The 24,379-nt window shown below is 69.7% G+C and carries 19 protein-coding genes; 5 read left to right on the forward strand and 14 right to left on the reverse strand.

Features of this window, described 5'->3' with window-relative positions; genetic code table 11:
* Positions 1–42: 42 nt before the first annotated feature.
* From ACFTQE_RS06005 to ACFTQE_RS06020, 4 genes are read right to left on the reverse strand one after another with little or no spacing between them, the layout of a single operon-like run.
* Positions 43–1,032 (reverse strand): ROK family protein, encoded by a 990-nt coding sequence (locus tag ACFTQE_RS06005; protein ID WP_376924205.1) that lies wholly within the window; start codon positions 1,030–1,032, stop codon positions 43–45.
* Between the two features lie 53 nt (positions 1,033–1,085).
* Positions 1,086–2,015, reverse strand: a complete 930-nt coding sequence (locus tag ACFTQE_RS06010) for a carbohydrate ABC transporter permease (protein WP_376924206.1) — start codon at positions 2,013–2,015, stop codon at positions 1,086–1,088.
* Positions 2,005–2,916 (reverse strand): carbohydrate ABC transporter permease, encoded by a 912-nt coding sequence (locus ACFTQE_RS06015; RefSeq protein WP_376924207.1) that lies wholly within the window; start codon positions 2,914–2,916, stop codon positions 2,005–2,007. The genes ACFTQE_RS06010 and ACFTQE_RS06015 overlap by 11 nt, the downstream gene beginning before the upstream one ends.
* A 27-nt stretch (positions 2,917–2,943) precedes the next feature.
* Positions 2,944–4,194 carry an ABC transporter substrate-binding protein gene (locus ACFTQE_RS06020; RefSeq protein WP_376924208.1) on the reverse strand — a complete coding sequence of 417 codons (1,251 nt, stop codon included), beginning with the start codon at positions 4,192–4,194 and terminating at the stop codon, positions 2,944–2,946.
* 223 nt (positions 4,195–4,417) lie between these two features.
* On the opposite strand from ACFTQE_RS06020, the gene ACFTQE_RS06025 reads away from it, so the two are divergent.
* Positions 4,418–5,605 carry an ROK family protein gene (locus ACFTQE_RS06025; protein WP_376924209.1) on the forward strand — a complete coding sequence of 396 codons (1,188 nt, stop codon included), beginning with the start codon at positions 4,418–4,420 and terminating at the stop codon, positions 5,603–5,605.
* Between the two features lie 21 nt (positions 5,606–5,626).
* Here the strand turns inward: ACFTQE_RS06025 and ACFTQE_RS06030 are convergent, their stop codons facing one another.
* Positions 5,627–6,886 (reverse strand): alpha-L-fucosidase, encoded by a 1,260-nt coding sequence (locus tag ACFTQE_RS06030; protein ID WP_376924210.1) that lies wholly within the window; start codon positions 6,884–6,886, stop codon positions 5,627–5,629.
* 175 nt (positions 6,887–7,061) lie between these two features.
* Between ACFTQE_RS06030 and ACFTQE_RS06035 the strand changes: the two genes are divergently transcribed.
* Positions 7,062–7,907 carry a hypothetical protein gene (locus ACFTQE_RS06035; RefSeq protein WP_376924211.1) on the forward strand — a complete coding sequence of 282 codons (846 nt, stop codon included), beginning with the start codon at positions 7,062–7,064 and terminating at the stop codon, positions 7,905–7,907.
* Between the two features lie 67 nt (positions 7,908–7,974).
* On the opposite strand, the gene ACFTQE_RS06040 is transcribed toward ACFTQE_RS06035, so the two are convergent.
* From ACFTQE_RS06040 to ACFTQE_RS06065, 6 genes are all read right to left on the reverse strand, one after another.
* The gene (locus tag ACFTQE_RS06040) at positions 7,975–9,843 is read right to left on the reverse strand and encodes a bifunctional metallophosphatase/5'-nucleotidase (RefSeq protein ID WP_376924212.1); all 1,869 of its coding nucleotides are present in this window, start codon (positions 9,841–9,843) and stop codon (positions 7,975–7,977) included.
* 151 nt (positions 9,844–9,994) lie between these two features.
* Positions 9,995–11,023, reverse strand: coding sequence for a ketol-acid reductoisomerase (gene ilvC, locus ACFTQE_RS06045; RefSeq protein ID WP_375833986.1), 1,029 nt, complete (start codon positions 11,021–11,023; stop codon positions 9,995–9,997).
* A gap of 48 nt (positions 11,024–11,071) precedes the next feature.
* Complete coding sequence (ilvN, locus tag ACFTQE_RS06050) at positions 11,072–11,581, reverse strand: acetolactate synthase small subunit (RefSeq protein WP_375833988.1); 510 nt, start codon at positions 11,579–11,581, stop codon at positions 11,072–11,074.
* Between the two features lie 2 nt (positions 11,582–11,583).
* Positions 11,584–13,386: an acetolactate synthase large subunit gene (locus ACFTQE_RS06055; RefSeq protein ID WP_376924213.1), complete on the reverse strand. Its 1,803-nt coding sequence runs from the start codon at positions 13,384–13,386 to the stop codon at positions 11,584–11,586.
* 44 nt (positions 13,387–13,430) lie between these two features.
* Positions 13,431–15,125, reverse strand: a complete 1,695-nt coding sequence (ilvD, locus tag ACFTQE_RS06060; protein ID WP_376924214.1) for a dihydroxy-acid dehydratase — start codon at positions 15,123–15,125, stop codon at positions 13,431–13,433.
* A gap of 9 nt (positions 15,126–15,134) precedes the next feature.
* The gene (locus tag ACFTQE_RS06065; protein WP_376924215.1) at positions 15,135–17,381 is read right to left on the reverse strand and encodes a bifunctional alpha,alpha-trehalose-phosphate synthase (UDP-forming)/trehalose-phosphatase; all 2,247 of its coding nucleotides are present in this window, start codon (positions 17,379–17,381) and stop codon (positions 15,135–15,137) included.
* Positions 17,382–17,468: 87 nt separating this feature from the next.
* Between ACFTQE_RS06065 and ACFTQE_RS06070 the strand changes: the two genes are divergently transcribed.
* A complete protein-coding gene (locus ACFTQE_RS06070; protein WP_376924216.1) occupies positions 17,469–17,870 on the forward strand; it encodes a RidA family protein in 402 nt (133 codons plus the stop codon).
* Positions 17,871–17,924: 54 nt separating this feature from the next.
* Here the strand turns inward: ACFTQE_RS06070 and ACFTQE_RS06075 are convergent, their stop codons facing one another.
* Genes ACFTQE_RS06075 through ACFTQE_RS06085 form a run of 3 tightly spaced genes read right to left on the reverse strand, consistent with a single transcriptional unit; the run spans position 17,925 to position 23,361 of the window.
* The gene (locus tag ACFTQE_RS06075) at positions 17,925–19,868 is read right to left on the reverse strand and encodes a YhgE/Pip family protein (RefSeq protein WP_376924217.1); all 1,944 of its coding nucleotides are present in this window, start codon (positions 19,866–19,868) and stop codon (positions 17,925–17,927) included.
* Positions 19,865–22,750: an MMPL family transporter gene (locus tag ACFTQE_RS06080; RefSeq protein WP_376924218.1), complete on the reverse strand. Its 2,886-nt coding sequence runs from the start codon at positions 22,748–22,750 to the stop codon at positions 19,865–19,867. Before ACFTQE_RS06080 ends, ACFTQE_RS06075 begins: the two co-directional genes overlap by 4 nt.
* 8 nt (positions 22,751–22,758) lie before the next feature.
* Positions 22,759–23,361 carry a TetR/AcrR family transcriptional regulator gene (locus tag ACFTQE_RS06085; protein WP_376924219.1) on the reverse strand — a complete coding sequence of 201 codons (603 nt, stop codon included), beginning with the start codon at positions 23,359–23,361 and terminating at the stop codon, positions 22,759–22,761.
* 97 nt (positions 23,362–23,458) lie between these two features.
* Between ACFTQE_RS06085 and ACFTQE_RS06090 the strand changes: the two genes are divergently transcribed.
* A complete protein-coding gene (locus ACFTQE_RS06090) occupies positions 23,459–23,647 on the forward strand; it encodes a hypothetical protein (RefSeq protein WP_375834008.1) in 189 nt (62 codons plus the stop codon).
* 102 nt (positions 23,648–23,749) lie between these two features.
* Positions 23,750–24,256, forward strand: coding sequence for a hypothetical protein (locus ACFTQE_RS06095; RefSeq protein ID WP_376924220.1), 507 nt, complete (start codon positions 23,750–23,752; stop codon positions 24,254–24,256).
* Positions 24,257–24,379: the final 123 nt, after the last annotated feature.

The raw sequence follows: 24,379 nt of genomic DNA on the forward strand, positions 1-24,379 counted from the left end.
CGTTCATGTTCTGCTCCTCGGTAACTCTGCGTCGAACCCGGCTCACGCCGTCATGCCGACCGGAGATGCTGGTGCTGCGACATCCGCCTCGATGTCGATGGCGGCCGCTGCGCGCTCGTCGGCGAGCGGCCAGGCGAGCGCTGCCGCGCCGAGCGCGACGGCACGACCGCCGAGTCGTGCGGGATGCACGGCGAGTGCGAGTCCCGAGACCGGCTCGTTCTCCGCGAGCGTCGCGGAGAGCGAGGGCTCGAGCACGTCCCAGGCCTCGCGCACTCCCCCGCCGACGACGACCTCGACGACGTCGAAGAGGTTCACGGCGGTGGCGATCGCGAGCGCGAGGGCGTGACCGGCCGCGTCGAAGACGGCGGTCGCGTCTGCGTCTCCGGCCCGTGCGAGCTCGGCGATCTCGACACCCGTGGTGCCGTCGGCGCCGACGCGCTCGGCGTAGCGCGCCTCGATCGATCGGCCGGAGGCGAGCGTCTCGAGGTGCCCGACCTGACCGCACGTGCAGACGAGGTCGCTGTACCCGGGCGTGTGCCCGATCTCGCCGGCCGCGCCGTGCGGGCCGCTCAGGATGCGGCCGTCGATCGCGACCGCGCCGCCGACGCCCGTGCCGAGCGTGATACCGATGGCATGCGCCGAGCCGGCGACGGATCCCCAGCGGAGCTCGCCCATCAGGAATGCGTTGACATCGTTCTCGGCCGCCACCGGAACGCCGAGCGCGTTCGAGAGCTCGGGCCCGATGGCGTAGCCGACCCAGTCGGTGAACGACTCGGATGCCGCGCGCACCGTGCCGCTCGCCTGGTCGATGACGCCCGCGGCGCCGACGCCGGCGGCGACCGTGACGAGCCCCGAGCCCTGCTCGAGCGAGCGGACGAGTGCGGCGGCGGCGGCCGTCATCGCCGGACCGCCCTCGCGAGCGGGGGCCGGCACGACGCCGGCCGCGAGAACGGTGCCGGAACGGTCGCAGAGCACCGCCGAGATCTTGGTGCCGCCGATGTCGAGTCCGGCGACCACGTGCTGCGAAGCCATGGTGGTTCCTGTTTCAGAGTGGAGACGGGCGGTGCTGGTGGAGCGGACGGGCACTACCGACCGCCGAGCCCTGCCATCGCGATGCCCTTCACGAGGTGCTTCTGCAGCACGATCACGAGCAGCGTCGTCGGCACCATCGAGATGATCGCAGCGGCCATCTGGAGGTCCCAGCGCGTGCCCTGGAGGCCCGAGAACGACGCGAGGCCGACCGGCAGGGTGCCGTGGGCGGCGTAGTCGACCGTGACGATGAGCGGCCAGAGGTAGCTGTTCCAGAAGGAGAGGAACGTGAAGACCGAGAGCACCGCGACGGCCGACTTCGCGAGCGGCAGGATGATCTGCAGGAACGAGCGGACGGGGCCGGCCCCGTCGACGCGAGCCGCCTCCTCGAGTTCGAACGGGATGCCGCGGAAGAACTGGCGCATGAGGAAGGTGCCGAACGCTGTGAACGCGAAGGGCAGGATGAGCGACTGGTAGGTGTCGACCCATCCGAACCATTGCATGACCTGGAACATCGGGATGACGAGCACCTCTTGCGGCACCATGAGCGTCGCGAGGAAGAGCACGAAGACGGCGTCGCGGCCCTTCCAGCGCAGGCGCCCGAACGCGTAGCCGGCCGTCGTCGACACGGCGAGCACGACGAGCGTGCCGGTGATCGAGACGAAGAACGAGTTGCCGATGTAGGTGAGGAACGGGCCGTAGGCGAAGACGTCCGCGAAGTTCGACCAGCGCACCTCCGACCCGATGAGGGTCGGCGGCATCGAGAACATCTCGGAGTTCGGCTTCAACGCCGAGAAGAAGGCGTAGACGATCGGCGAGACGAAGATCGCCGCCGCGACGTAGACGGCGATGTGGGCGAAGACGAGCCGCACGCGGCCGCGCTTCGTGAGCGGTTCGCGACCGCCCGAACGGCCCTCGCGCTCTACGGGGGCGTCCGTCTCCGCGTCGTAGACCGCGGTCGCGGCCGGGAGCGTGTCAGTGCTCATAGTGCACCCACTTCTTCTGCGCGCGGAACTGCAGCGCGGTCAGGATGATGATGATGGCGAAGAGGATCCAGGCGGCAGCTGCGGCGAGGCCGAGCTCCTGGAACTTGAAGCCCTGGTTGTAGATGAACTGCACGAGCGGCTGGGTCGCGTTGCCCGGTCCGCCGCCGGTGAGCAGCTGCGGCTGCACGAAGACCTGCAGCGCCGTGATCATCGTCATGATGCTCGCGAAGAACAACGACGGCGAGATCATGGGCAGCGTGACGCTCCAGAGCATCCGGAAGCCGCGGGCGCCGTCGATGCGGGCCGCTTCGATGACGGACTCGGGCAGTTGCTCGAGCGCTGCCGAGAAGATCAGCATGTTGTAACCGAGCCCCTGCCAGACCGACATCATGACGACCATGATCATGGCCCACTGCGGGTCGGCGAGGAAGTTCGGCAGCTCGACCCCGAACCAGGTCTGGGAGAGGCCGTTGAAGAGGCCCTGCGGCTGCAGCATCATCTTCCACACGAGCACGTTCGCGACCATTGGCGTCACGACGGGGATGAAGAAGAGCACCCGGAGCACGCCGCGACCGCGGATGCGGGCGCTGAGCGAGATCGCGAGGAGCAGCGACAACGCGACGCTGATGGGCACGTAGAGCAGGGCGAAGACGAAGGTGTTCCGCAGCGCCGGCCAGAAGTCGGGGCTCTGCGTGAAGAGCTTGACGTAGTTGTCGAGCCCGACGAACGTCTTCTCGCCGAAGGTGGGCCAGTTGAAGAAGCCCATGACGATGGACAGGACGACGGGGACGACCGTGAACAGGGCGAGCCCCGCCAGGGCTGGGCTGACGAAGCCCAGCGCCTGACGGGATTCAGCCCTGGCGAGCGTCCCTCGACGAGGCATCTGCTTGGTGTTCGACATCTCGAGAGGGGTCCTTGCCGGTGGTGCTTATTCGCCGAACTGCTGCTGAGCGGACTCGAGCACGTTCGACATGGATTCCTGGCCGTTGTAGACGCTCACCAGCTGCGGCTGGATGTAGGTGCCGACCTTCGACCAGTTGTCGCTGACGTTCTGGCCCTCGACCTGCTCGAAGGCGCTCGTGAAGACGGCCTCGACCTGGTCGCGGTACTGCTCGTCGATCGACTCGAAGTAGAGCGGCTGCGACGAGACGCGGGCCGGGTAGCTGCGACCCGAGGAGGCGATGTAGTCCTGCGAGTCGGTGCTGAGCAGGGAGCCGAGCACCTTGAGCGCGGCCTCCTTGTTGTCGCAGTCCTTCGCGATGCCGTAGCCCGAGCCGAGGATGAGTCCGAGCGAGCCGTTCTCACCGGTGGGGAGCGTGGTCATGCCGGCGGTGAAGCCGGAGTCGTTGTTCAGGTAGCCGACCGCGTTCCACGTGCCGTCGACGGCCATCGCCGCGTTGCCGCCCGTGTACTGGTTCTCGCCCCAACCGGTGTCGGAGGCCGATGCGACCGGTGCCGCGACCTTCTCGTCGGTGACGAGGCCCGAGTACCAGGTGGCCGCGTCGACGAAGTCGGGGTTCGTGAGGTCGAGCGTGCCGTCGGCCTCGACGGGCTGCGTGCCCGACTTGGCGATCGGGAGCGCCTGCCACTGGAAGTCGCCCATGCCCACGGCGAATCCGTACTTGCCGTCGGTCGTGGCGGCCTTCGCGGTCGCCTCGAAGTCGTCGAAGGTCCAGCCGGCCTCTGGGGCGGCGACGCCGGCGGCGTCGAGCATGTCCTGGTTGTAGTAGACGAGCATCGTCGAGATGTCGAACGGCAGGCCGTACATCGTGCCCTTGTTCGAGAGGATGTCCTCGCTGCCGGGCGCGAAGTCGGCGGGGTCGAGCCCAGCGGTCTTCAGGTCGGCGTCGGTGAGCTCGGCGAAGCCGGCGGTGTAGCTCGAGAGCATGCCCGAGTTCATCCCGGTGACGCAGGCCATGTTGCCCGAGGCCATGTTGGTGGTGAGCTTCGTGAAGAAGTCACCCCACGGCGCCGTGCGCAGCTCGATCTTCAGGTCGGGGTTCTGCTCCTGCGCGATCGCGAGCTGGGCGTTCAGGGCGTCGGTGTCGTCCTGGCTCCCGGCCCACATGTCGATCACGATGGTGTCGGACGACGCCTCAGCGCCTCCGGTGCTGCAACCCGTCATCACGAGTGCGGCGGCGGTCGCGACCGCCATCGCGCCGACGTGGATCTTCTTCATTGAATGTCGCCTCCTCAGGCATAGAGACACATGATTGATCAGTTCTTTCGAGCCTCGAACGAACTTCGTCAACTTGGTGCGTAAAGTCATCATGCCAGACGAGTGAATTCTTCGCCAGCTTTCATCGGATGTCTGTCAGGAATCCTTGATTTTCCGCGGGTCGCTCTCGCCACAGCGCGCAGCCCGTACTAGTCTCAACTTAATTCGACCTCGAAAGAAGCCTATGTCACCGTCGACACCGCAGACGCCCCCGGCACCGCCCCAGCACGCCCGGCAGATCGTCGAGCTCATCGCCAGGGGCGAGGCGAGTTCGCGCAGCGACCTCTCCCGGATCCTCGGCCTCGCGCCGTCGACCATCTCGCTCCGCGTGGCCGAGCTGACCGAGCTCGGCGTGCTCCATGAAGAGGGCGTCGGCGTCTCCAGCGGCGGCCGCCGTCCCCGCATCCTCCGACTCCACGGCGATCGCGGCAGCATCCTCGTCGCCGACCTCGGCGGCGGCCATGCCCGCGTCGGTCGCGTCGATCTCAGCGGGGCGCTGCTCGCCACCGCGTCGATCCCCGTCGACGTCGGCGATGGGCCCGAGGCGACCCTCGCCGCGATCGCCGCGGCCATGCGCGGACTCGCGACCGAGGTCGATCCCGAGTTCCGCGGCATCCGCGGCGTCGGGCTGGCGCTGCCCGGCCCCGTCGACGTCGGCACCGGCGGCGTCGACCAGCCGTCTCGCATGCCGGGGTGGCCCGGCTTCCGGGTGCGCGACTGGCTCAGCCGCGAGTTCGGCGTGCCCGCGGCCGTCGACAACGACGCCAACCTCATGGCGCTCGGCGAACACCGCGCCCAGTTCGGCGCGACCCGTCACAGCGTCACGGTGAAGGCGGGCACCGCCATCGGCAGCGGCATCATCGTCGACGGCGTGCTGCACCGCGGCGCCACCTGGGCGGCCGGGGACGTCACGCACACACGCATCGACGCGGCCGACGACCGGCCGTGCTCCTGCGGCAACACCGGATGCCTCGAGACCGTCGCGAGCGGGGCGAGCCTCGTGCGCCAGATGAACGAACGCGGCATCCCGGTGCGCACGACGGCCGAAGTGCTCGCCCTCGCCCGCGACGCCGACCCGGTCGCCACGACGCTCGTGCGCACCGCTGGCACCTATCTCGGTCAGGTGCTCTCGACCGTCGTGAACTTCTTCAACCCCGACGCGCTCTTCCTCACGGGCAGCATGTCGTCGAGCGAGCCGTTCATCGCTGCAGTGCGAAGCCGCATCTACGAGGGCTGCCACCCGCTCGTCACGCAGCGGCTGCGCATCGAGGCCGCGTCGACCGGCCCGAACGCCGGCCTGCTGGGTGCCGCGCGGCTCGTGCTCGACGAACTGACGTTCAGCTCCGAGGATGCGGTGCCCGCAGTGCGCTGACCGCGGTGAGCCGACCCCGGCTCAGGCCAGCGTCAGCTCGATCACGGGCACCGCGACATCCGGCTGCCTGACCGGAAGCGACACCGTGAGGGTGCCCGCCTCCTCCCCCGCCGGGCGCATGACGTTCGCCACCTGGTCGGGGTCGATGGTCGTCGTGCGAAGCCACGAGCCGTCGTGCAGGAAGCGCGCGTACGAGACCTTGCCGGCGAGCGCCGGCAGGTGCACGAATCCGAGCGGCCAGCTGAACAGGTGCAGGTAGAGGCGGTCGCCTCGGAGCGTGTAGACCCCCTCTCGCGGGGGCGCGTACGGCGCATGGCCCGCCCCGACGATCGCATCGCGGTGCAGCTCCATCCAGTCGCCGATCTCGCCGAGCAGGCTCCGGTCGATCGGCGGGATCGCGCCGCGCCCGTCGGGTCCGACGTTCAGCAGCATGTTGCCGTCCATCGACACCGAGTCCGCGAGCATGCGGATGAGCAGCGGCGCGCTCTTGAAGTCGTGGTTGTCGCGGTGGTACCCCCACGAGCCGTTCGTGGTCTGGCACGCCTCCCAGGTGACGGGTTCGCCATCCCGCACGAGCGGCTTCGTCGGCTGGTACTGCTCGGGCGTCACGAAGTCGCCCGGCACGCCGAGCCGATCGTTCACGAGCATCTCGGGCTGGAGTTCCCGGCAGAGGGCGAGCAGCCCCTCCGCGTCCCAGTCCTCGGGGCCCTTGCCCGCCCACCCCTCCTTCGTCTCGGGGTAAGTGAAGTCGAAGAAGAGGTAGTCGATCGTGCCGTAGCGGGTCAGGAGCTCTCGCACCTGCCCGTGCAGGTACTCGCGGTAGCGCTCCATCGAACGGCCGTCGTTCAGCGCGTGCGCCTCGGGGTCGTCGCGCCGCGGGTGGTTCCAGTCGACCGTGAAGTCGGGGTGATGCCAGTCGATGAGCGAGTAGTACAGGCCGACCTTGAGGCCGGCGGCCCGGGTCGCGGCGACGTACTCGGCCACGAGATCGCGGTCGCAGACCGCACGGGTCGTGAAGTCGGTCAGCTGGGAGTCCCACAGGCAGAAGCCGTCGTGGTGCTTCGCGGTCAGCACGGTGTAGCCCATGCCGGTCGCGACGGCCGTCGCGGCGATCTCCGTCGCATCGAAGCGGTCGGGTTCGAAGTGCGCCACGTACGGCAGGTACTCCGCGTCGGTCAGTCGTTCGTACGTCTGCACCCACTCGTGGCGGGCCGCGCCGCTGTAGGCACCGAAGTGCACGAAGAGCCCGAATCGGGCCGTGTCGAACCAGTCCTGTCGCATGTCGTCCTTCTCGTTGCGGCGTTGCCTCCATCCTGACACACAGACATCGGATGTCTCCCCCATCGGTGTTGCGCGCGGTCGATCACGCCGCGGTGACGATTCCGCGTCGATCCCCCACCCGGGCCCGCATTCCCAATATGCTCTTCGCGGCACTCAACCCCTCGGAAGGACGAACGTGGCAGAGCAGCGCAAGAAGAAGGTCGTACGAGTCGAACCCACTGCGGCAGCAGGCAGCGCCGGCGGCACGACCGTCGCCGATGCGACCGCCGCGCCGACGTGGACGCCGACGCCCGAGGCGAAGAAGCAGGCGACGACGTTCCGTCTGATCGCCGGCGGCCTCTGGCTCCTCGCTATCGGCGGCGAGGCCTTCACCATCTTCTGGGTGCTGCGTCAGGCGCCCGTCAACATGGTGCTGCTCATCATCCTGATCGTCGTGATCGGCGCGCTCGCGATCGGCGGCTCACTGCTCTGGAAGAAGGCAAACCGCCTCGACCCCGCGTCGAAGGAGGACAAGGTCCGCTTCTTCGTGCAGAACCAGCTCGGCGCGATCATCGCCGTCATCGCGTTTCTGCCGCTCATCATCCTGATCTTCACGAACAAGGACATGGACGGCAAGCAGAAGGCGCTCGCCGGCATCATCGCGATCGTCATCGGCGGCGGCGCCCTCGCCCTCGGCATCGACTACGCCCCGCCGTCGGTCGAGCAGTACACCCAGGAGTCGAACACGATCGAGCAGCTCACCGGCCAGGACCTCGTGTACTGGACCAAGTCGGGCTCCGTGTTCCACGTCTGCGCCGAGGTGCCCGACGTCAACAAGGAATCGAAGGACGGCCAGATCTACGAGGGCACCGTTGCCGACGCGCACGCCGCAGGCAAGGATCGCCTCGTCAGCTACTGGGAGCGCGAGGCCGTCAACTACTGCGGCTACTCGCAGGAGCAGGTCGATGCCGTGGCGAACAGCGCGGAGTCCGACTCGGAGGAGCCCGCCGAGGCGCCCGAGGAGACCCCCGCAGCGGAGTAGCTGCCGGCCGATGCACTCGACGAAGGCCCGCCCGGGACCCGGGCGGGCCTTCGGTGCACTCGACAGGTCAGAACACCGGCGTGCCGCCCCGCACGAGCCGCCAGTTCTCGACGTGGAACGTCGCCGGGTCGATCGTGCCCGCTGCGGAGGCGTACGAGACGATCGCCTCGCGGATCGCGACCTGCGCGTTGTAGACGACCGGAGCGGTCGCGATGTGCGGGAACCCGCCGCCTCCCGATTGCCTGTAGTTGTTGACCGCGACGAGGAACTGCCGGTCGGGCGCGACGAGGACCCCCTCGTACGACATCCCGACGATGCGCGACCCCAGCGGCTGCGAGATGTCGACGGCGTAGTCGATGCCCGAGAACTGGTCGTAGTTGTAGTCGGGCGTGTTTCCGGCGTTCGTCCACGACGCGGGCGCGACCGGTGCGTCGGGGGCCACCTGGGTGAAGTACTTCGCCGAGTACTCGAGGTAGTCCTTGATCTGCGCGCCGGTGAGGACCGAAGCCATGAGCGTGTTGTCGTAGATGTAGAGCCCAGCGACATCCTTGATCGTCACGGCACCGGCCGGGAAGGTCGCCCCGCGGTTGAACGGCGCCGCGATCGAGATGATCGGGAGCCCCGCCTCGGGCGTGCCCGCGACCGCAGTCGCCACCGTCGCAGTCTGCACGACGTTGACGTAGTCGAGGATCGCGGTGTCCTTCCAGCACGCCTCGGCCGCCGACATGGCCTCGGTCGACGTCGCGACCGTCTGGTTGACGTAGGCCACGACGGCGTCGTGCTGCGCGCGGATCACCGCCACGAGCGCCGGGTCGTCGACGACGGTGTTCGTGTTCACCGTGAGCGCCGAACTCGAGACGACCGACCACGAGCCCCGCTCGAACTCGAGGTCGAGATCGAAGACGCTCACGCGCTGCCCCCAGTTCTTGGGCTCGCTCATCACGACCTGCTTGCCGGTCGCCGTGTTCGTGACGAAACGCTCCGGCACCTCGCGGTGGGCGTGCCCGAAGAGGATCGCGTCGATGCCGGGCACCTGCTCCGCCATGAGCGCCGCCGCATTCTCGACCGGAAGGTCGCCGCCGTACGACGACGTGCCACTGTCGCCCGAGTGGGCGCTCACGACCACGATGTCGGCGCCGGCGGCACGCATCACGGGCACCCAGCGCGCCGCCGCCTCGACGAGGCCCTCCACCTCGATCTTGCCGCTGACGTTCGCCTTGTCCCAGATCACGACACCGGGATTGGTGAGACCGAGCACGCCGACGCGGACGGGCGGCAGGCCCTTCACCTTCATCTTCTTGATCGTGTACGGACGGTACGCGGGCACCTTCGTGCCGGCGTGCACCGCGTTCGCCGCGAGCACCTCGGCGTCCATCTGCGAGATCCAGTTGTCGAGGAACTCGAGGCCGTAGTTGAACTCGTGGTTGCCGAGCGCGACGGCGTCGTACCCGATCGCGTTCATCTGCGCGGCCATGGGATGGATCGCACCGGTCTCGGTGACGGGCTCCACCGTCGCGTAGTAGAAGCCGAGCGGCGTGCCCTGGATCGTGTCACCGGCGTCGAAGAGCAGCGTGTGCTCGCGCCCGCGGTCGGCCCGGATCTGGTTGACGACGCTCGAGACGCGGGCGAGCCCCACCACGTTGCCGGCGCTGTCGCTGAACGCGGCGTCCTTGTAGTAGTCCCAGTTGACGACGTTGCAGTGCAGGTCGGAGGTGCCCATGACCGTGATCGTCAGCGACTTGCCCTTCGGCACGGCATGGGCGGCCTGGGCAGCGCCGGGCCAGCCTGCCGCTGCGAGGGCTCCGGCCGCGGAGATGCCGACGAGCACGTTCCGTCGGCTGAGACCGGATGTCTCGGGCGGGGCGTCGTCGGGTACGGCGCACGAGCACCAGCGCGGTGTGGGTTCGGGGTGGTGGTGGTGTGAGAGTTCGCTCATGGCACCACATGCGACCACACCCGGCACCCTCGTGACAAGGGTTTCGCCGCAACGCGCGCTGCTCATTCGTGCACGGCGCGAGAACGGCCCGCCCCGGAGCATCCGGAGCGGGCCGTTCAGCGCTGCGCTGCAGCGTGGTTGGTGGCTGCGACTAGCGCGCGACCTCGCCGTCGACGTAGTCGTCGTCGTTCGAGGCGTTCCAGGCGAAGAGCTTGCGGAGCTCGCGGCCGGTGGCCTCGATCGGGTGCGCCTCGCCCTTGGCACGGAGCTCGAGGAACTCCTTCTGGCCGTTGTCCTGGTCGTCGATGAAGCGCTGCGCGAACGCGCCCGACTGGATGTCGGCGAGCACGGCCTGCATGTTCTCCTTGACGTGCGGGTCGATGACGCGCGGGCCCGAGACGTAGTCGCCGTACTCGGCCGTGTCGGAGACCGACCAGCGCTGCTTGGCGATGCCGCCCTCCCACATGAGGTCGACGATGAGCTTCAGCTCGTGGAGCACCTCGAAGTAGGCGACCTGCGGCTGGTAGCCGGCCTCGGTGAGGGTCTCGAAGCCGTACTGCACGAGCTGCGAGACGCCGCCGCAGAGCACGGCCTGCTCGCCGAACAGGTCGGTCTCGGTCTCTTCGGTGAAGGTCGTCTTGATGCCGCCGGCGCGCAGGCCGCCGATCGCCTTGGCGTACGAGAGCGTGAGCGGCCAGGCGCTGCCCGACGCGTCCTTCTCGACGGCGACGATCACGGGCACGCCGCGGCCGGCCTCGTACTCGCGACGCACGGTGTGGCCCGGGCCCTTGGGGGCGACCATGACGACGTCGACGCCCTCGGGCGCCTCGATGTAGCCGAAGCGGATGTTGAAGCCGTGACCGAACACGAGGGTCTTGCCCTCGGCCAGGTTGTCCTTGATGGACTCGGCGTAGATGTGGCGCTGGTACTGGTCGGGGGCGAGGATGACGATGACGTCGGCCCAGGCGGCCGCGTCGGCGACGCTCTTGACCTCGAAGCCGGCCTCTTCGGCCTTGGCCTTCGACTTCGAGCCCTCCTTGAGTCCGATGACGACCTCGACGCCCGAGTCGCGGAGGTTCTGCGCGTGCGCGTGGCCCTGCGAGCCGTAGCCGATGACGGCGACCTTCTTGCCCTGGATGAGGGCGAGGTCGGCGTCCTTGTCGTAGTAGATCTCAGCCATGATGCTGTCTTTCTCCTTGATCGGGGATGGTGCAGTTCGTGAAAACGGTCAGTTCTTGAAGACGCGCTCGGTGATGGACTTGCCGCCACGGCCGATCGCGAGAAGGCCCGACTGGGCGATCTCCTTGATGCCGTAGGGCTCGAGCACCTTGAGGAACGCGGTGGTCTTGCCGGAGTCGCCGGTGACCTCGATCACGAGTGCGTCGGTCGACACGTCGACGACGCGGGCACGGAAGAGGTTCACCGCCTCGAGCACCTGCGAGCGGGTCGTGTTGTCGACCCGCACCTTGATGAGCAGGTGCTCGCGCTGCACGGCCTGTGCAGGGTCGAGCTCGACGATCTTGATGACGTTGACGAGCTTGTTCAGCTGCTTCGTCACCTGCTCGAGCGGCAGTTCCTCGACGTCGACGACGACCGTGATGCGGCTGAGCCCCGCGATCTCGGAGTGGCCGACCGCGAGCGATTCGATGTTGAAGCCGCGGCGGGCGAAGAGCCCCGCGACGCGGGTCAACAGGCCGGGCTTGTCCTCGACGAGGAGCGAGAGCACGTGTGTCGACATGGTCAGTCCTCCTCGCTGAATGCCGGCGAGTGATCGCGGGCGTACTGGATGTAGCTGTTCGAGACGCCCTGCGGCACCATCGGCCACACCATCGCGTCGGCCGAGACGACGAAGTCGATCACCACGGGGCGGTCGTTCGTCTCGAGCGCGAGCTTGATGGCGTCGTCGATCTCCTCTTCTTTCGTGACCCGGATGCCGAGCGCGCCGTAGGCCTCGGCGAGTGCCACGAAGTCGGGGATGCGCACGCTGTCGTGCCCCGTGTTCAGGTCGGTGTTCGAGTACCGGCCGTCGTAGAACAGGGTCTGCCACTGGCGCACCATGCCGAGCGAGGAGTTGTTGATGATCGCGACCTTGATCGGGATCTTGTTCAACGTGCAGGTCGCGAGCTCCTGATTGGTCATCTGGAAGCATCCGTCGCCGTCGATCGCCCAGACCACGCGGTCGGGTTCGGCGACCTTCGCGCCCATCGCGGCTGGGACGGCGTAGCCCATCGTGCCGGCGCCGCCCGAGTTCAGCCAGGAGTTGGGGCGCTCGTACTTGATGAACTGCGCGGCCCACATCTGGTGCTGGCCGACGCCCGCCGCGTAGACCGCCTCTGGGCCGGTGAGCTCGCCGATGCGCTGGATGACCTGCTGCGGGGCGAGCAGTCCGTCGGACGGCGTCGAGAACCCGAGCGGGAACTCCGCCCGGAGCCCGTCGAGCGTCGCCCACCACTCATCGAGGTCGGGGGTGCCGGACGCGACGGCGTCGCGGTAGGCGGCCTCGAGGTCGACGAGCACGTCTTTCGCGTCGCCCACGATCGGCACGTCGGCGACGCGGATCTTGGAGATCTCGGCCGGGTCGATGTCGACGTGCACGACCTTGGCGTTCGGTGCGAAGAGCGCGGCCTTGCCGGTCACGCGGTCGTCGAAGCGGGCGCCGAGGGCGATGAGGAGGTCGGCCTCCTGGAGCGCGATCACGGCGGGAACCGTGCCGTGCATGCCCGGCATGCCGAGGTGCTGCTGGTGCGAGTCGGGGAAGGCCCCGCGCGCCATCAGCGTCGTCACGACCGGGGCGTTGGTCGTCTCGGCGAGCGCGAGCAGCTCCTCCGATGCACCCGAGCGGATGACTCCGCCGCCCACGTACAGCACGGGGCGCTTGGCCTCGGCGAGCAGCTGGGCCGCGGCCGCGACCTGCTTGCCGTGCGCCTTCGTGATCGGCCGGTAGCCCGGCAGGTCGATCTTCGGCGGCCAGCGGAAGACCGCCTTCGCCTGCTGCGCGTCCTTCGTGATGTCGACGAGCACGGGGCCCGGTCGGCCGGTCGAGGCGATGTGGTACGCCGCCGCGATGGTCGCCGGGATCTCCGAGGCATCCTTCACCAGGAAGGAGTGCTTCGTGATCGGCATCGTGATGCCGACGATGTCGGCCTCCTGGAAGGCGTCGGTGCCCATGAGGTTCGAGAACACCTGGCCGGTGATCGCGAGCATCGGCACCGAGTCCATGTGGGCGTCGGCGATGGCGGTGACGAGGTTCGTCGCGCCGGGGCCCGACGTCGCGATGGCGACGCCGACCTTGCCCGACGAGGAGGCGTACCCCTCGGCTGCGTGGCCGGCGCCCTGCTCGTGGCGCACGAGGATGTGCCGGAGCTTGTTGCTGTCGAGCAGCGGGTCGTAGACGGGGAGGATCGCGCCGCCTGGGAGGCCGAACACGTCGGTGATGCCGAGCATCTCGAGTGAACGGACGACCGCCTCGGCGCCCGTGATCTCGACGGGAGCGCCGGAGGGCACGGTGGCGGGCGATGGCACGGGACTGGATTCCGTGGTCATTCGGTTCCTGTTCTGGTGGACGGTGTGTGCGGGAGACGCAGCACTCAGCCCGTCGTGGCGCCTTCTGCGGCGGAACGCACGAGCTTCGAGTACTTCGCGAGGACGCCACGGGTATAGCGCGGGGGAAGCGGAGCCCAGCCTTCACGGCGGGCAGCCAGCTCGGCATCATCGACAAGTAGGTCGATGGAACGAGCTGCGATATCGACCCGTATGAGATCACCATCGCGCACGAAGGCGATGGGACCTGCGTCCACCGCTTCGGGTGCCAGATGGCCGATGCAGAGGCCGGTTGTGCCGCCTGAGAATCGACCGTCCGTCAAGAGTAGTACATCTTTTCCGAGACCGGCGCCCTTGATGGCTGCGGTGATGGCGAGCATCTCGCGCATGCCGGGCCCGCCCTTGGGACCCTCGTAGCGGATGACGACCACGTCGCCGGCCTTGATCTCGCCCGCCGTGAGCGCGTCCATCGCGGCCCGCTCGCGCTCGAACACGCGGGCAGGGCCCTCGAACGTCGCGGCGTCGAACCCGGCGGTCTTCACGACCGCGCCCTCGGGTGCGAGCGAACCGTGCAGGATCGTGAGGCCGCCGGTCTCGTGGATGGGGTTGTCGAGCGTGCGGAGCACCTCGCCGTCGAGGGGCGGGAGGTTCAGCTGCTCGAGGTTCTCGGCCATCGTCTTGCCGGTGACCGTGAGCACGTCGCCGTGCAGCAGGCCGGCGTCGAGCAGCGCCTTCATCAGCACGGGGACTCCGCCACGACGGTCGACGTCGTTCATGACGTACTTGCCGAAGGGCTTCAGGTCGCCGATGTGCGGCACCTTCGCGCCGATGCGGTTGAAGTCGTCGAGGGTGAGGTCGACCTCGGCCTCGCGGGCGATCGCGAGCAGGTGCAGCACGATGTTCGTCGAGCCGCCGAGCGCCATGCCGACCGCGATGGCGTTCTCGAACGCCTTCTTGGTGAGGATCTGACGGGCCGTGATGCCGTGCTTCAGCAGGTTGACGACGGCCTCGCCCGAGCGGTGCGCGTAGTAGTCGCGGCGGCGGTCCGCGGAGGCCGGAGAGGCCGACCCCGGGAGCGAGAGGCCGAGCGCCTCGGCGACCGAGGCCATCGTGTTGGCGGTGTACATGCCGCCGCAGGCACCTTCACCCGGTGCGAACGCGCACTCGATGCGGTGCGCGTCTTCAGCGCTCATCGTGCCGGCCTTCACCGCGCCGACCGCCTCGAACGAGTCGATGATCGTGATGTCCTTCTCGGTGCCGTCGGACAGGCGCACCCATCCGGGCGCGATCGAGCCCGCGTAGAGGAAGACCGACGCCAGGTCGAGACGGGCGGCCGCCATGAGCATGCCCGGGATGGACTTGTCGCAGCCCGCGAGCAGCACCGAGCCGTCGAGGCGCTCGGCCTGCATGACGACCTCGACCGAGTCGGCGATGACCTCGCGCGAGACGAGGGAGAAGTGCATGCCCTCGTGGCCCATCGAGATGCCGTCGGAGACGGAGACGGTGCCGAACTGCAGCGGGTAGCCGCCACCGCCGTGCACGCCCTCCTTCGCGGCCTGCGCGAGACGCGCGAGCGAGAGGTTGCAGGGGGTGATCTCGTTCCAAGAGGACGCGATGCCGATCTGCGGCTTGTCCCAATCGGCATCTCCCATGCCGACGGCGCGGAGCATGCCCCGGCTGGTCATTGCTTCGATACCGTCGGTGACGGTGCGGCTACGAGGTTTGGGATCGAACTCCGACATGCATCGAGTCTATGGCCAGCGCGAGGGGCCCCCGTGCGTCGTTTCACGGGCTTCGGCGAGGCGCTCGAGCAGATCGGCGACGTCCTCCGGACTGCGCACGCGGTGGGCAGCGAGCGACCTGCCCTGACCCACCTTGACGCCCAGGTCCTCGGATTCGAGGGCGGCGAACGCGTCTTCGTCGGTGACGTCGTCGCCGACGTAGATGACGGCGCTGGCACCCGCGTGCTGACGGAGCCGGTTGAGCGCCTCCCCCTTGTCGCTCGGGCGCACCGAGAACTCGATCACGCCCTTGCCGCCGCGCACGGTGAGCTCGGGGATCTCGGCTTCGACGCGTGCCCTGGCTGCCACCTGCAGGTCGCTCGCGGCGTCGGGTGCGACCTTCCGCGTGTGCAGCGCGAGGCCGGCCGGCTTCCACTCGACCCATGCGCCGTCGACGCCCGAGGCGATCTCGTCGAGCACGCGGGTGAGGTGTTCGAGGGCCGCGAGCTCGCCGTCGCGGAGGTCGATCGTGACGCCTCCCCCGTCGAGCTGCAGCTCGACCCCGTGCGATCCGCTCATGAGCGTTCCGGCCGGCGGGTCGGCGACCTCCTTCAGGCTCTCGAGGGCTCGCCCCGAGACGATCGCGACCCGGGTGTCGTCGGTCGCGGCGAGGCGTTCGATCGCGGCACGGGCGCGACCCGTCGCGCGTGCGTCTTCGGGCCGGTCGACGAGCGGTGCGAGCGTGCCGTCGAAGTCGAGGGCCACGAGCAGCCGATCGGTGCCCGCCAGGCGTGTGATCGCGGCATCCAGCCCATCGGGGACGCCGGATGCGATGATGCCGGCGCCGGTGAGGGTCTTCAGGAAGGTCGACGACCACTTCGCGACGTCGTTCTCGCGCACGCGCCGCCGGAGTGCCCGCATGCGTCGGGCGCGCTCCTTGCGCGGCATCTGCGCCGCCTCGACCATCGCGTCCTTCAAGCCCTCGATGTCGTGCGGGTTCACGAGGATCGCCTGGCGGAGTTCGTCGGACGCCCCGGTGAACTCGCTGAGCACGAGCACGCCGTCGTCGTCGAAGCTGCAGGCCACGAACTCCTTCGCGACGAGGTTCATGCCGTCGCGGAGCGCGGTCACGAGCATGACGTCAGCGGCGAGGTAGAGGGCCACCATCTCCTCGCGCGGGTAGCCGTGATGGAGGTAGGCGATCGCCTGGTGGCCGAGCGTCGAGTAGTCGCCGTTCAGGCGCCCGACCATGAGCTCGATCTCGTCGCGCAGCTGGCGATAGGTCTCGACGCGTTCGCGCGACGGACTCGCGACCTGCACGAGCGTGACGTCCTCGACCGAGAGCCGTCCGTCGCGCAGCAGCTCGCCGAACGCCTTCAACCGGTGCCGGATGCCCTTCGTGTAGTCGAGGCGGTCGACGCCGAGCATGATCGTCTCGGGGTTGCCGAGGCTCTCGCGGATCTCGTGTGCGCGCGCCTGCACGTCGGGGCGCCGCGCGAGCTCCTCGAAGCCGGCCGAATCGATCGAGATCGGGAACTGGCGGGCGACGACGCGCCGCACCTCGCCATCGGGGCCGGGCACGTCGATGACGCTGCCGCGCGTCGCGTAGCCGAAGAGCCGACGCACCGCACGACTGAAGTTGCCGGCATCGGCGGCGCGCTGGAACCCGATGACGTCGGCGCCGAGCAGGCCGTCGAGCACCTGCCGTCGCCACGGCAACTGCGAGTAGATGCCGTATGCCGGGAACGGGATGTGGTTGAAGAAGCCGATCACGAGGTCGGGGCGCTTCTCGCGGAGCATCCGCGGCACGAGCTGCAGCTGGTAGTCCTGCACCCACACGACCGCGCCGGGCGATGCCGCGCGCGCAGCGGCCTCGGCGAAGCGGCGGTTCACCCGGACGTAGGCGTCCCACCACTCCCGGTGGTACGAGGGCGGCGCGATGACGTCGTGGTAGAGCGGCCAGAGGGTGTCGTTGGAGAAGCCCTCGTAGTACTCCTCGAGCTCCGACTCCGAGAGCGGCACCGGGATGATGTTGATGCCGTCGTACTCGAACGGGTCGAACTCGCGATCGGCGACGCCGGCCCAGCCGACCCAGGCGCCGTCGGCGGCGCGCATGACGGGTTCGAGGGCGGTCACGAGCCCGCCGGGCGAGCTCTTCCACGTGGTCTCCCCGTCGGGGCCCTGCAGGTAGTCGACCGGCAGCCGGTTCGAGACCACGATCATGTCGTAGGCGGCGTCGACGTAGAGCTCGTCGCGTGATGGTTCAGGGGCGTTCATGAGCGGATGTCCCTCCTCGCGCTCCGCTCAGGCTAACAGTCGACGCGAACCGCCTCCGCTGTCGGCGGCAGGTGGGAGCATGCGGGCATGGAGATCACACGAATCCAACCGGCCGGTCTCGTGGTGAGCCCGGCGTTCAGCCACGTCGCGATCGTGCCGGCAGGCGCGACCACCGTCTACGTCGGCGGTCAGAACGGGGTCGACGAGACGGGTGCCGTCGTCTCCGACGACGTCGCCGCCCAGTCCGTCAGGGCCATCGACAACGCCGCCATCGCGCTCGAGGCCGCAGGGGCCTCCCTCACCGATGTCGTGCAGTGGACGGTGTTCATCGCCGAGAGCGCCGACCTCGGCGCCGCCTACGGGGCGATCGCGCCGAGACTCGCCGGGGCCGGGGCCCCGCCGCTCGTCACGGCCGCCCTGGTCGCGGGGCTCGGCGTACCCGGGGCCCTCATCGAGGTGAGCGCGATCGCCGCGCTGAACCCCGACTGACGCCCGGCGCCGCCGCTCCGACCCCGGCACTCTGTGCCGGGGCGGAGCCGGGCGCTACCCGAGGGCGGCCGAGGCGAAGCCGATCGAGCGGATGCCTCGGCGCCGGCCGACGACGAGCGTCGTGCCGAGCACGCCCACGAGACCGAAGACGACGAGCACGCCGGCCGCCATCGCGACGGACCCTCCCGCTGCGCCCGAGACGATGAACTGCATTCCCTGCACCGCCCACGTGAGCGGCAGGAACGGGCTGATCGCCTGGTACGGCCCGCTCAGCACCTCGATCGGGTAGAGACCTCCCGCTGCGGTGAGCTGCAGCGCGACGAGCACGAGCGAGATGAGCAGGCCTGCCCGGCCGAGCCAGACCGTCAGGAACGCGTGCAGCGAGGTGAACACGAGGGCGAGCAGGGCGGCGAACGCGAGCGTCTGCGGCAGCAGGCTCCACGTCACGCCCATGACGCCGTGCAGCAGCAGCACGACGGCGACCGCCTGCGCGAGGGCGATGAGGCCGGCCCGAGCGAGGGTGCGCCAGACGAGCCCGCCGGTCGAGGCGGTGGAGCGCAGCGCCTCACGCCCGAAGGGGCGGAACACGAGGAAGAGCGCGAGCGCACCGAGCCACAGGCCGACCGGCACGAAGAGCATGCCGATGACCTCGCCGACGCCGGCGATCTCGTGGTCGCGGGTCGCGTCGACCGTGACCGGTTCGGCGATCACCTCTGCGGTCTTCGAGGCGTCGATGTCGGTGAGCGCGCTCGCGCTCTCGGCACCCGAGGCGAGCCCCGAGGCGAGCGCGTCGGCACCGCTCGCGAGCTGCGTGGCGCCGCTCGCGGCATCCGTCGCACCGCCCTGGAGCGCGCCGAGGCCGCCCGCGAGTTCGTCGAGGCCCGAGGCGAGGCCGTTCGCCCCGTCGCGGATGCCGCCAGAACCGGCGGAGAGCTGAGCGGCTCCGGCCGCCGATTGGGCGATGCCGCCCTGGATGCCGTCGATGCCTCCCCTGGTCTCCGCCGCGAGCGCCGCTCCCCCGGCTGCGAACTGCGATACGCCCTGCTCGACCTGGTCGAGGTAGCCGAGGTGGACGGTCAGCTCGGGATACTGCTCGATGAGGCCCGGGTTCTTCTCGATGTACGCGTTCAACGCGTCGACGCTGCTCGTGAGCTGACCCGACGCCCCGGTGATCATGCCGACGTACTGGTCCCATCCATCCGACAGTCCGTCGAGCCCGGCCGCGCCGGTGCTCAGCTGACCGAGCCCGCCCGCGAGCCCATCGACGCCCTGCGTGTACTGGGTGACACCCGCGGCGTACTGGTGCGCGCCGCTCGCGGCATCCGCTGCGCCGCTCGTCGCGGTGGCGACCCCGTTCGAGAGCGTGGTGAGGCCACCCGCGAGGGAGCCGACACCGCTCGAGAGCTGCGTCGCGCCGTCGGCGGCGTCGCCGAGCGAGCCGCCCATCGTCGCGAGGTTCGTGTAGAAGCCCTCGAGGTACTGCGCCGTCAGCTCGCGGCCGAAGGTCGCCGACATGGCGTCGCCGACCGACTGGGCGACCGACCCGGCGAGGTAGCCGTGGGCGTCATCGGTTCGGATGTCGAGGTTCGCCTGCGTCGGGTCCGCGCCCGAGAGCGAGGTCACCGACTCCGAGAAGTCGGCGGGGATCGTGAGCACCGCATAGGCGTCTCCCGAGGCGAGGAGGTCGGCGGCCTCATCGTCGTTCGAGATCGTCCACTGGAACCCGGAGGTCTCGGGGTCGGTCAGCTCGGTCACGAGCAGTCGACCGGCGAGCACGGGCTGCTCGGTGCCGTCGGGCAGCGTCATCGTGACCATCTCGTCGTTGTTCACGACGACGGCCGGGATCTGCTCGAGGTTGTCGCCGCCGCTGCCGACGGCGCCCGAGACGAGACCGGCGACGGCGAGCGGCACGGCGACGACCGCGGCGACCAGCACGCCGAACCGCACGCGTCGCTGCCCCGGCGTCGAGCCGAAGAGTCGGGAGAGTCGGGTGCTCATCGGAGGGCCTCCTGGATTCGCGAGACGGGTTCGAGGGTTCGGATGCCGCGGGCCGCGAGCTGCGGCGAGACCGCGGGTGACACGGCCGACGGGCCGACGCCGACGATCACCGTGACCTGGGCGGGGACGAGTTCGGCGAGCGCGTGCCAGAGGCCGCCCGTGGCCGAGCCCGGATCGTCGTCGAGGTCGATGACGATCGCCTTCGGCCGCTCTGCCAGCGCCGCGGCGACGGCGACGATCGTGCGGGCTTCGACGCCCAGGGCGGCGAGCGGCGTCTCGGTCGTGAACCTCGGCCCGTCGGGGCCGTGGCCGACGGCGGCGGCCGCCCGCTCGGTCCAGGTGCGGACGAGGCTGTTGGACGGAGCGATGCGGTACCACGGACGCGTCGCGTCGAGGCGGCCGGCGATGAGTTCGCCGACCGTGCCGCCGGGCGCCGCGTGGGCGGCGACCTCGGCGATCGCGACGCCGCGCATGACGGCGCCGGCGCCCGAGGGCAGCGGCGAACCGAGCACGGCGAGACGGCCACCGACCGGCGCGAGCCGGCCCGCGAGCGTCGCCGAGACGACGCGGCGGTCGACGGCGTCGCCCTGCACGACGAGCACGCCGCCCGCCGGCACCTCGACGGTCAGGGGGCCGATCGGGCGTTCGGGCAGGCCGAAGACGGCGCCCTCGGCGTTCACGGCGGCGGGTCGCGAGGCGGCCCACTCCTCCTGCTCGAGGTGGGTGCGCAAGCCCTCGCCCTCGATGTCCACGTTCGGCAGCACCCGTGCCAGCCACTTGGGCAGCCACCAGGCGGCGTTGCCGGCGAGGGCCATCGCGGCCGGGACCAGCGTCATGCGCACGAGGAAGGCGTCGAACGCGACCCCCACGGCGAGCGCGAACGCGATGCCCTTGATCACGCCGGCACCCTCGGGCACGAAGGCGAAGAAGACGAAGAACATGATGAGCGCTGCGGCGGTGACGACGCGCGCGGCGTGCTGGAATCCGTGCACGACGGACCTCCGCGCGTCACCGGTCTTCACGAACTCCTCGCGCATGCCCGAGACGAGGAACACCTGGTAGTCCATGGCGAGGCCGAACAGCACCGCCATGAGCAGGATCGGCAGGAAGCTCAGGATCGGCCCGGGCTCGACGTGCAGCAGATCGGCGAACCAGCCCCACTGGAAGATCGCGACGGTGACGCCGATCGCGCCGAATGCCGAGAGCAGGAAGCCGAGGGCGGCCTTGATCGGCACGAACACCGAGCGGAACACCATGAGCAGGAGCACGATCGAGAGCCCGACGACGATGAGCGCGAACGGGATCAGCGCATCGGCGAGCCGGTTCGAGATGTCGATCGCGACGGCCGTGTAGCCGGTGACCGCGATGGGCGTGCCGTAGTCGGCGGTGATCGAGGGTTCGAGCTCGCGGATGTTCTCGACGAGCACCTTCGTCGCCGGGGCATCCGGTGCACTCTCGGGGATGACCTGGATGATCGCCGTGTCGGCGGTCGGGTTCGGCAGCCCCTGGCCGACGAAGGCGACGTCGTCGAGCTCGCCGATGCGAGCTCCGATCGCGTCGAGGTCGCCGAAGATGTCGGTCGTCTGCGTGATGTCGACGGTCAGGATGAGCGGGCCGTTGTAGCCCGGCCCGAAGCCCTCGTCGATCATCTCGTACGCCTCGCGCTGGCTCGAGCCCTCGGTGCCCGAACCGTTCGGCAGGTTCAGGTCGAGGCTGAGCGCCGGCACTGCGGCGGCACCGAGCACGCCGACGACGAGCACCACGAACACGACGGGAGCCTTCAGCACGAGGTCCACCCAGCGGCGGCCCATCGTGCGCTTGCCGCCGTCGTCGGCGGCGTTCGCCCGCCGATGGGCGCGACTGCCGGGCTTCGGCACGAGCTTGCGGCCGAACACGCCGAGCAGGGCGGGCAGCAGGGTGACGGCGCCCGCGACGGCGATGAGCACCGCGAACGCGGCGCCGACGCCCATGACGCTGAGGAACGGGATGCCGACGACGAGGAGGCCCAGCAGCGCGATGATCACCGTGAGGCCGGCGAAGACCACGGCGCCGCCGGCGGTCGCGACGGCCTCGGCGGCCGAGTCCTCGGGATCCTGTCCGCGAGCGAGTTGGTTGCGATGCCGGGAGAGGATGAAGAGCGCGTAGTCGATGCCGACGGCGAGGCCGATCATGACGGCGAGCATGGGGGCGGTCGAGGAGACCGTCGTGAACGCGGCGACGATCGAGATGCCGCCGAAGGCCGCGCCGACGCCGACGAGCGCGGTCAGCAGCGGCATTCCGGCCGCGAGGAGCGAGCCGAAGGTGATGATCAGCACGACGGCGGCGAAGAGCACGCCGAACACCTCGGTGATGGTGAGGCCGAAGCTCGTCTCCTGGAAGACGTCGCCGCCGAACGCCACGGCGAGGCCGGCGTCGCTGCCGAGCTCCCCCGTCGCCTCGACGGCCTCGAGCGATTCGGGCGTGACGTCGGTCACCTGGCCGTCGAACTGGATCTGGATGTAGGCGGTGCGACCGTCGCCCGAGATCTGGTCGCCCGCGTACTCGTCGAAGGGCCCGAGCACGCTCGCGACGCCGTCGACCTGCTCGAGCTCGGCCTCCATGGCCTCGATCGCCTCGCGCGCCGATGCGGCCTCGACGGTGTCGCCGTCGGGAGCTTCGACGACGGCCTTGGCGGAGGCGCCGGCGGTCTCGGGGAACACGGCGGCGAGCTGGTCGATCGCCGTCTGCGACTCGGTGCCCGGGATGGCGAAGGAGTCCTGCAGCTGGCCGCCGAGCGCGAGGCCCGTGCCCAGCAGGCCGCCGAGCAGGAGCACCCACGCGACGATGACGTACCAGGCACGGCGGAACGCGAAGCGGCCGATGCGGTGGAGGAGGAGAGCCATGGTCGGGCCTATCGGGTCGGGCGGCCGTCGGCCGTCAGCAGGAGTTCGGAGAGCACGGAGATGAGGGCGTCGCGCACGTCGGCGTCGGCGAACTGCTGCTCGTCGTCCTCGAGGAACGTGGCCCCGGCGACGAGCGTGTACGTCGCGCCGGCGAGTGCCACACCGAAGCGCATCTGCTCGGCGAGGCTGGCGTCGTCGGCGCAGATCGAGTCGGCGAGACCGCGGATCGCGGTGTTCGCGCGCTCGATGACCGGCAGGCCGCGGAGGGACTGGCCCTGGTTCACGAAGGTGTGCACCGCGAGGCGGTTGCCGAGCAGGAAGTCGACGAAGCTCTCGATGAAGACCGCCCGCGCCGCCGCCGACCGGCCGCCCGCGACGAAGTCGCCGAGCAGGGCCTCGAGCAGGTCGATCGCCGGGCCGATCGCGGCCTCGAGCAGCGCCTCCTTCGAGGCGTAGTGGTAGAGCACGCTCGACTTCGAATAGCCGGCGTGGTCGGCGATCTGCTGGAGCGAGCTCGCGGCGAAGCCGACGGTCGCGAACTGCTCGAGCGCGACCTGGCGCAGTTCGTCGCTGGCGCGCACGCGGGACGGCATGGATGCATCGGAGGGCATGCTTCCACGGTAATTGACCGATCGGTCAGCTCCTGCACGATCGGTCAGATTCACGGATGTCTCCCAGCCGCCGGAAACGGCGCGGTAGCGTTGCGACATGCGCAAGTACCTCTTCAGCGGCGCCGTGATCAGCGCCATCATCAGCGGCATCGGCGTCGTGAAGACCACCGCCACGGGCCCGCGCGACTGGCGACTGCTGCTCATGTGGGTGTCGTGGGCCGCGAGCCTCGCGATCGCGATCGGCACGGTCGCCGAAGAGACCAAGCAGGGCGAGATCGGCGAATAACGACGCCGCGCCGGCGTTGCGCGGCGTGTCATTCGCAATCCGCACCACGGTGCCCGAAACTGGGACGAACGACCCGAGACGAACCCACGAGAGGGGCCACCGATGTTCCGCCGCTGGCGCCGTGCACGGCTTGCCGCCCAGGCCTCCGCCCATGTTGCCGCCCCGACACCGCGCCCTTCTGCGGCAGACCTTCGTGGCGAGCACATCTTCGAGCTGCTGAACTCGCGGCTGTCCGAATTCATCGGACCGGGCGGCGGTTGGTCGCTCGTGCGGAAGTCCGACGGCGACACCGACCGCATCTTCCACGCGATGCTCACGCACCAGATCGCGGCGGAGCTCACTCGCGCCATCCTCGACGAACGCGATTCGGTCGCGGTCGTCGTGCCGGCCGGCGAGGAGACCCTCGCGCTCGGCTGGGAGCCCGCACCGCTCATCGTCTGGGCCGACCCCGTCGAGACGGCCGTGCCGACCGAGGCCGTGGCCGAGGCCGTGGCGCCGATGGACGTCGTGCCCCACGACGAGCTGTTCGCCGAGGCATCCGAGATGGTCGAGGCCGCAGCGCTGCCGACGATCGGTGCCGCCACGGCGCTCGAGGCACGCGCGGCCTGACCGGCCGGCGCCCGCGCCGACCCGCTGACGCGAGTGACACCGCGCTCCAAATTCGACGGCGCATTCTTGTATCGCCAGCTGAGAATGCGCTCCCCCGCTCCTCGTAGCGTGATTTCCGGGCAA

It is taken from the genome of Agromyces sp. NPDC056965 (genome assembly GCF_042673425.1).
Taxonomy (GTDB): domain Bacteria; phylum Actinomycetota; class Actinomycetes; order Actinomycetales; family Microbacteriaceae; genus Agromyces.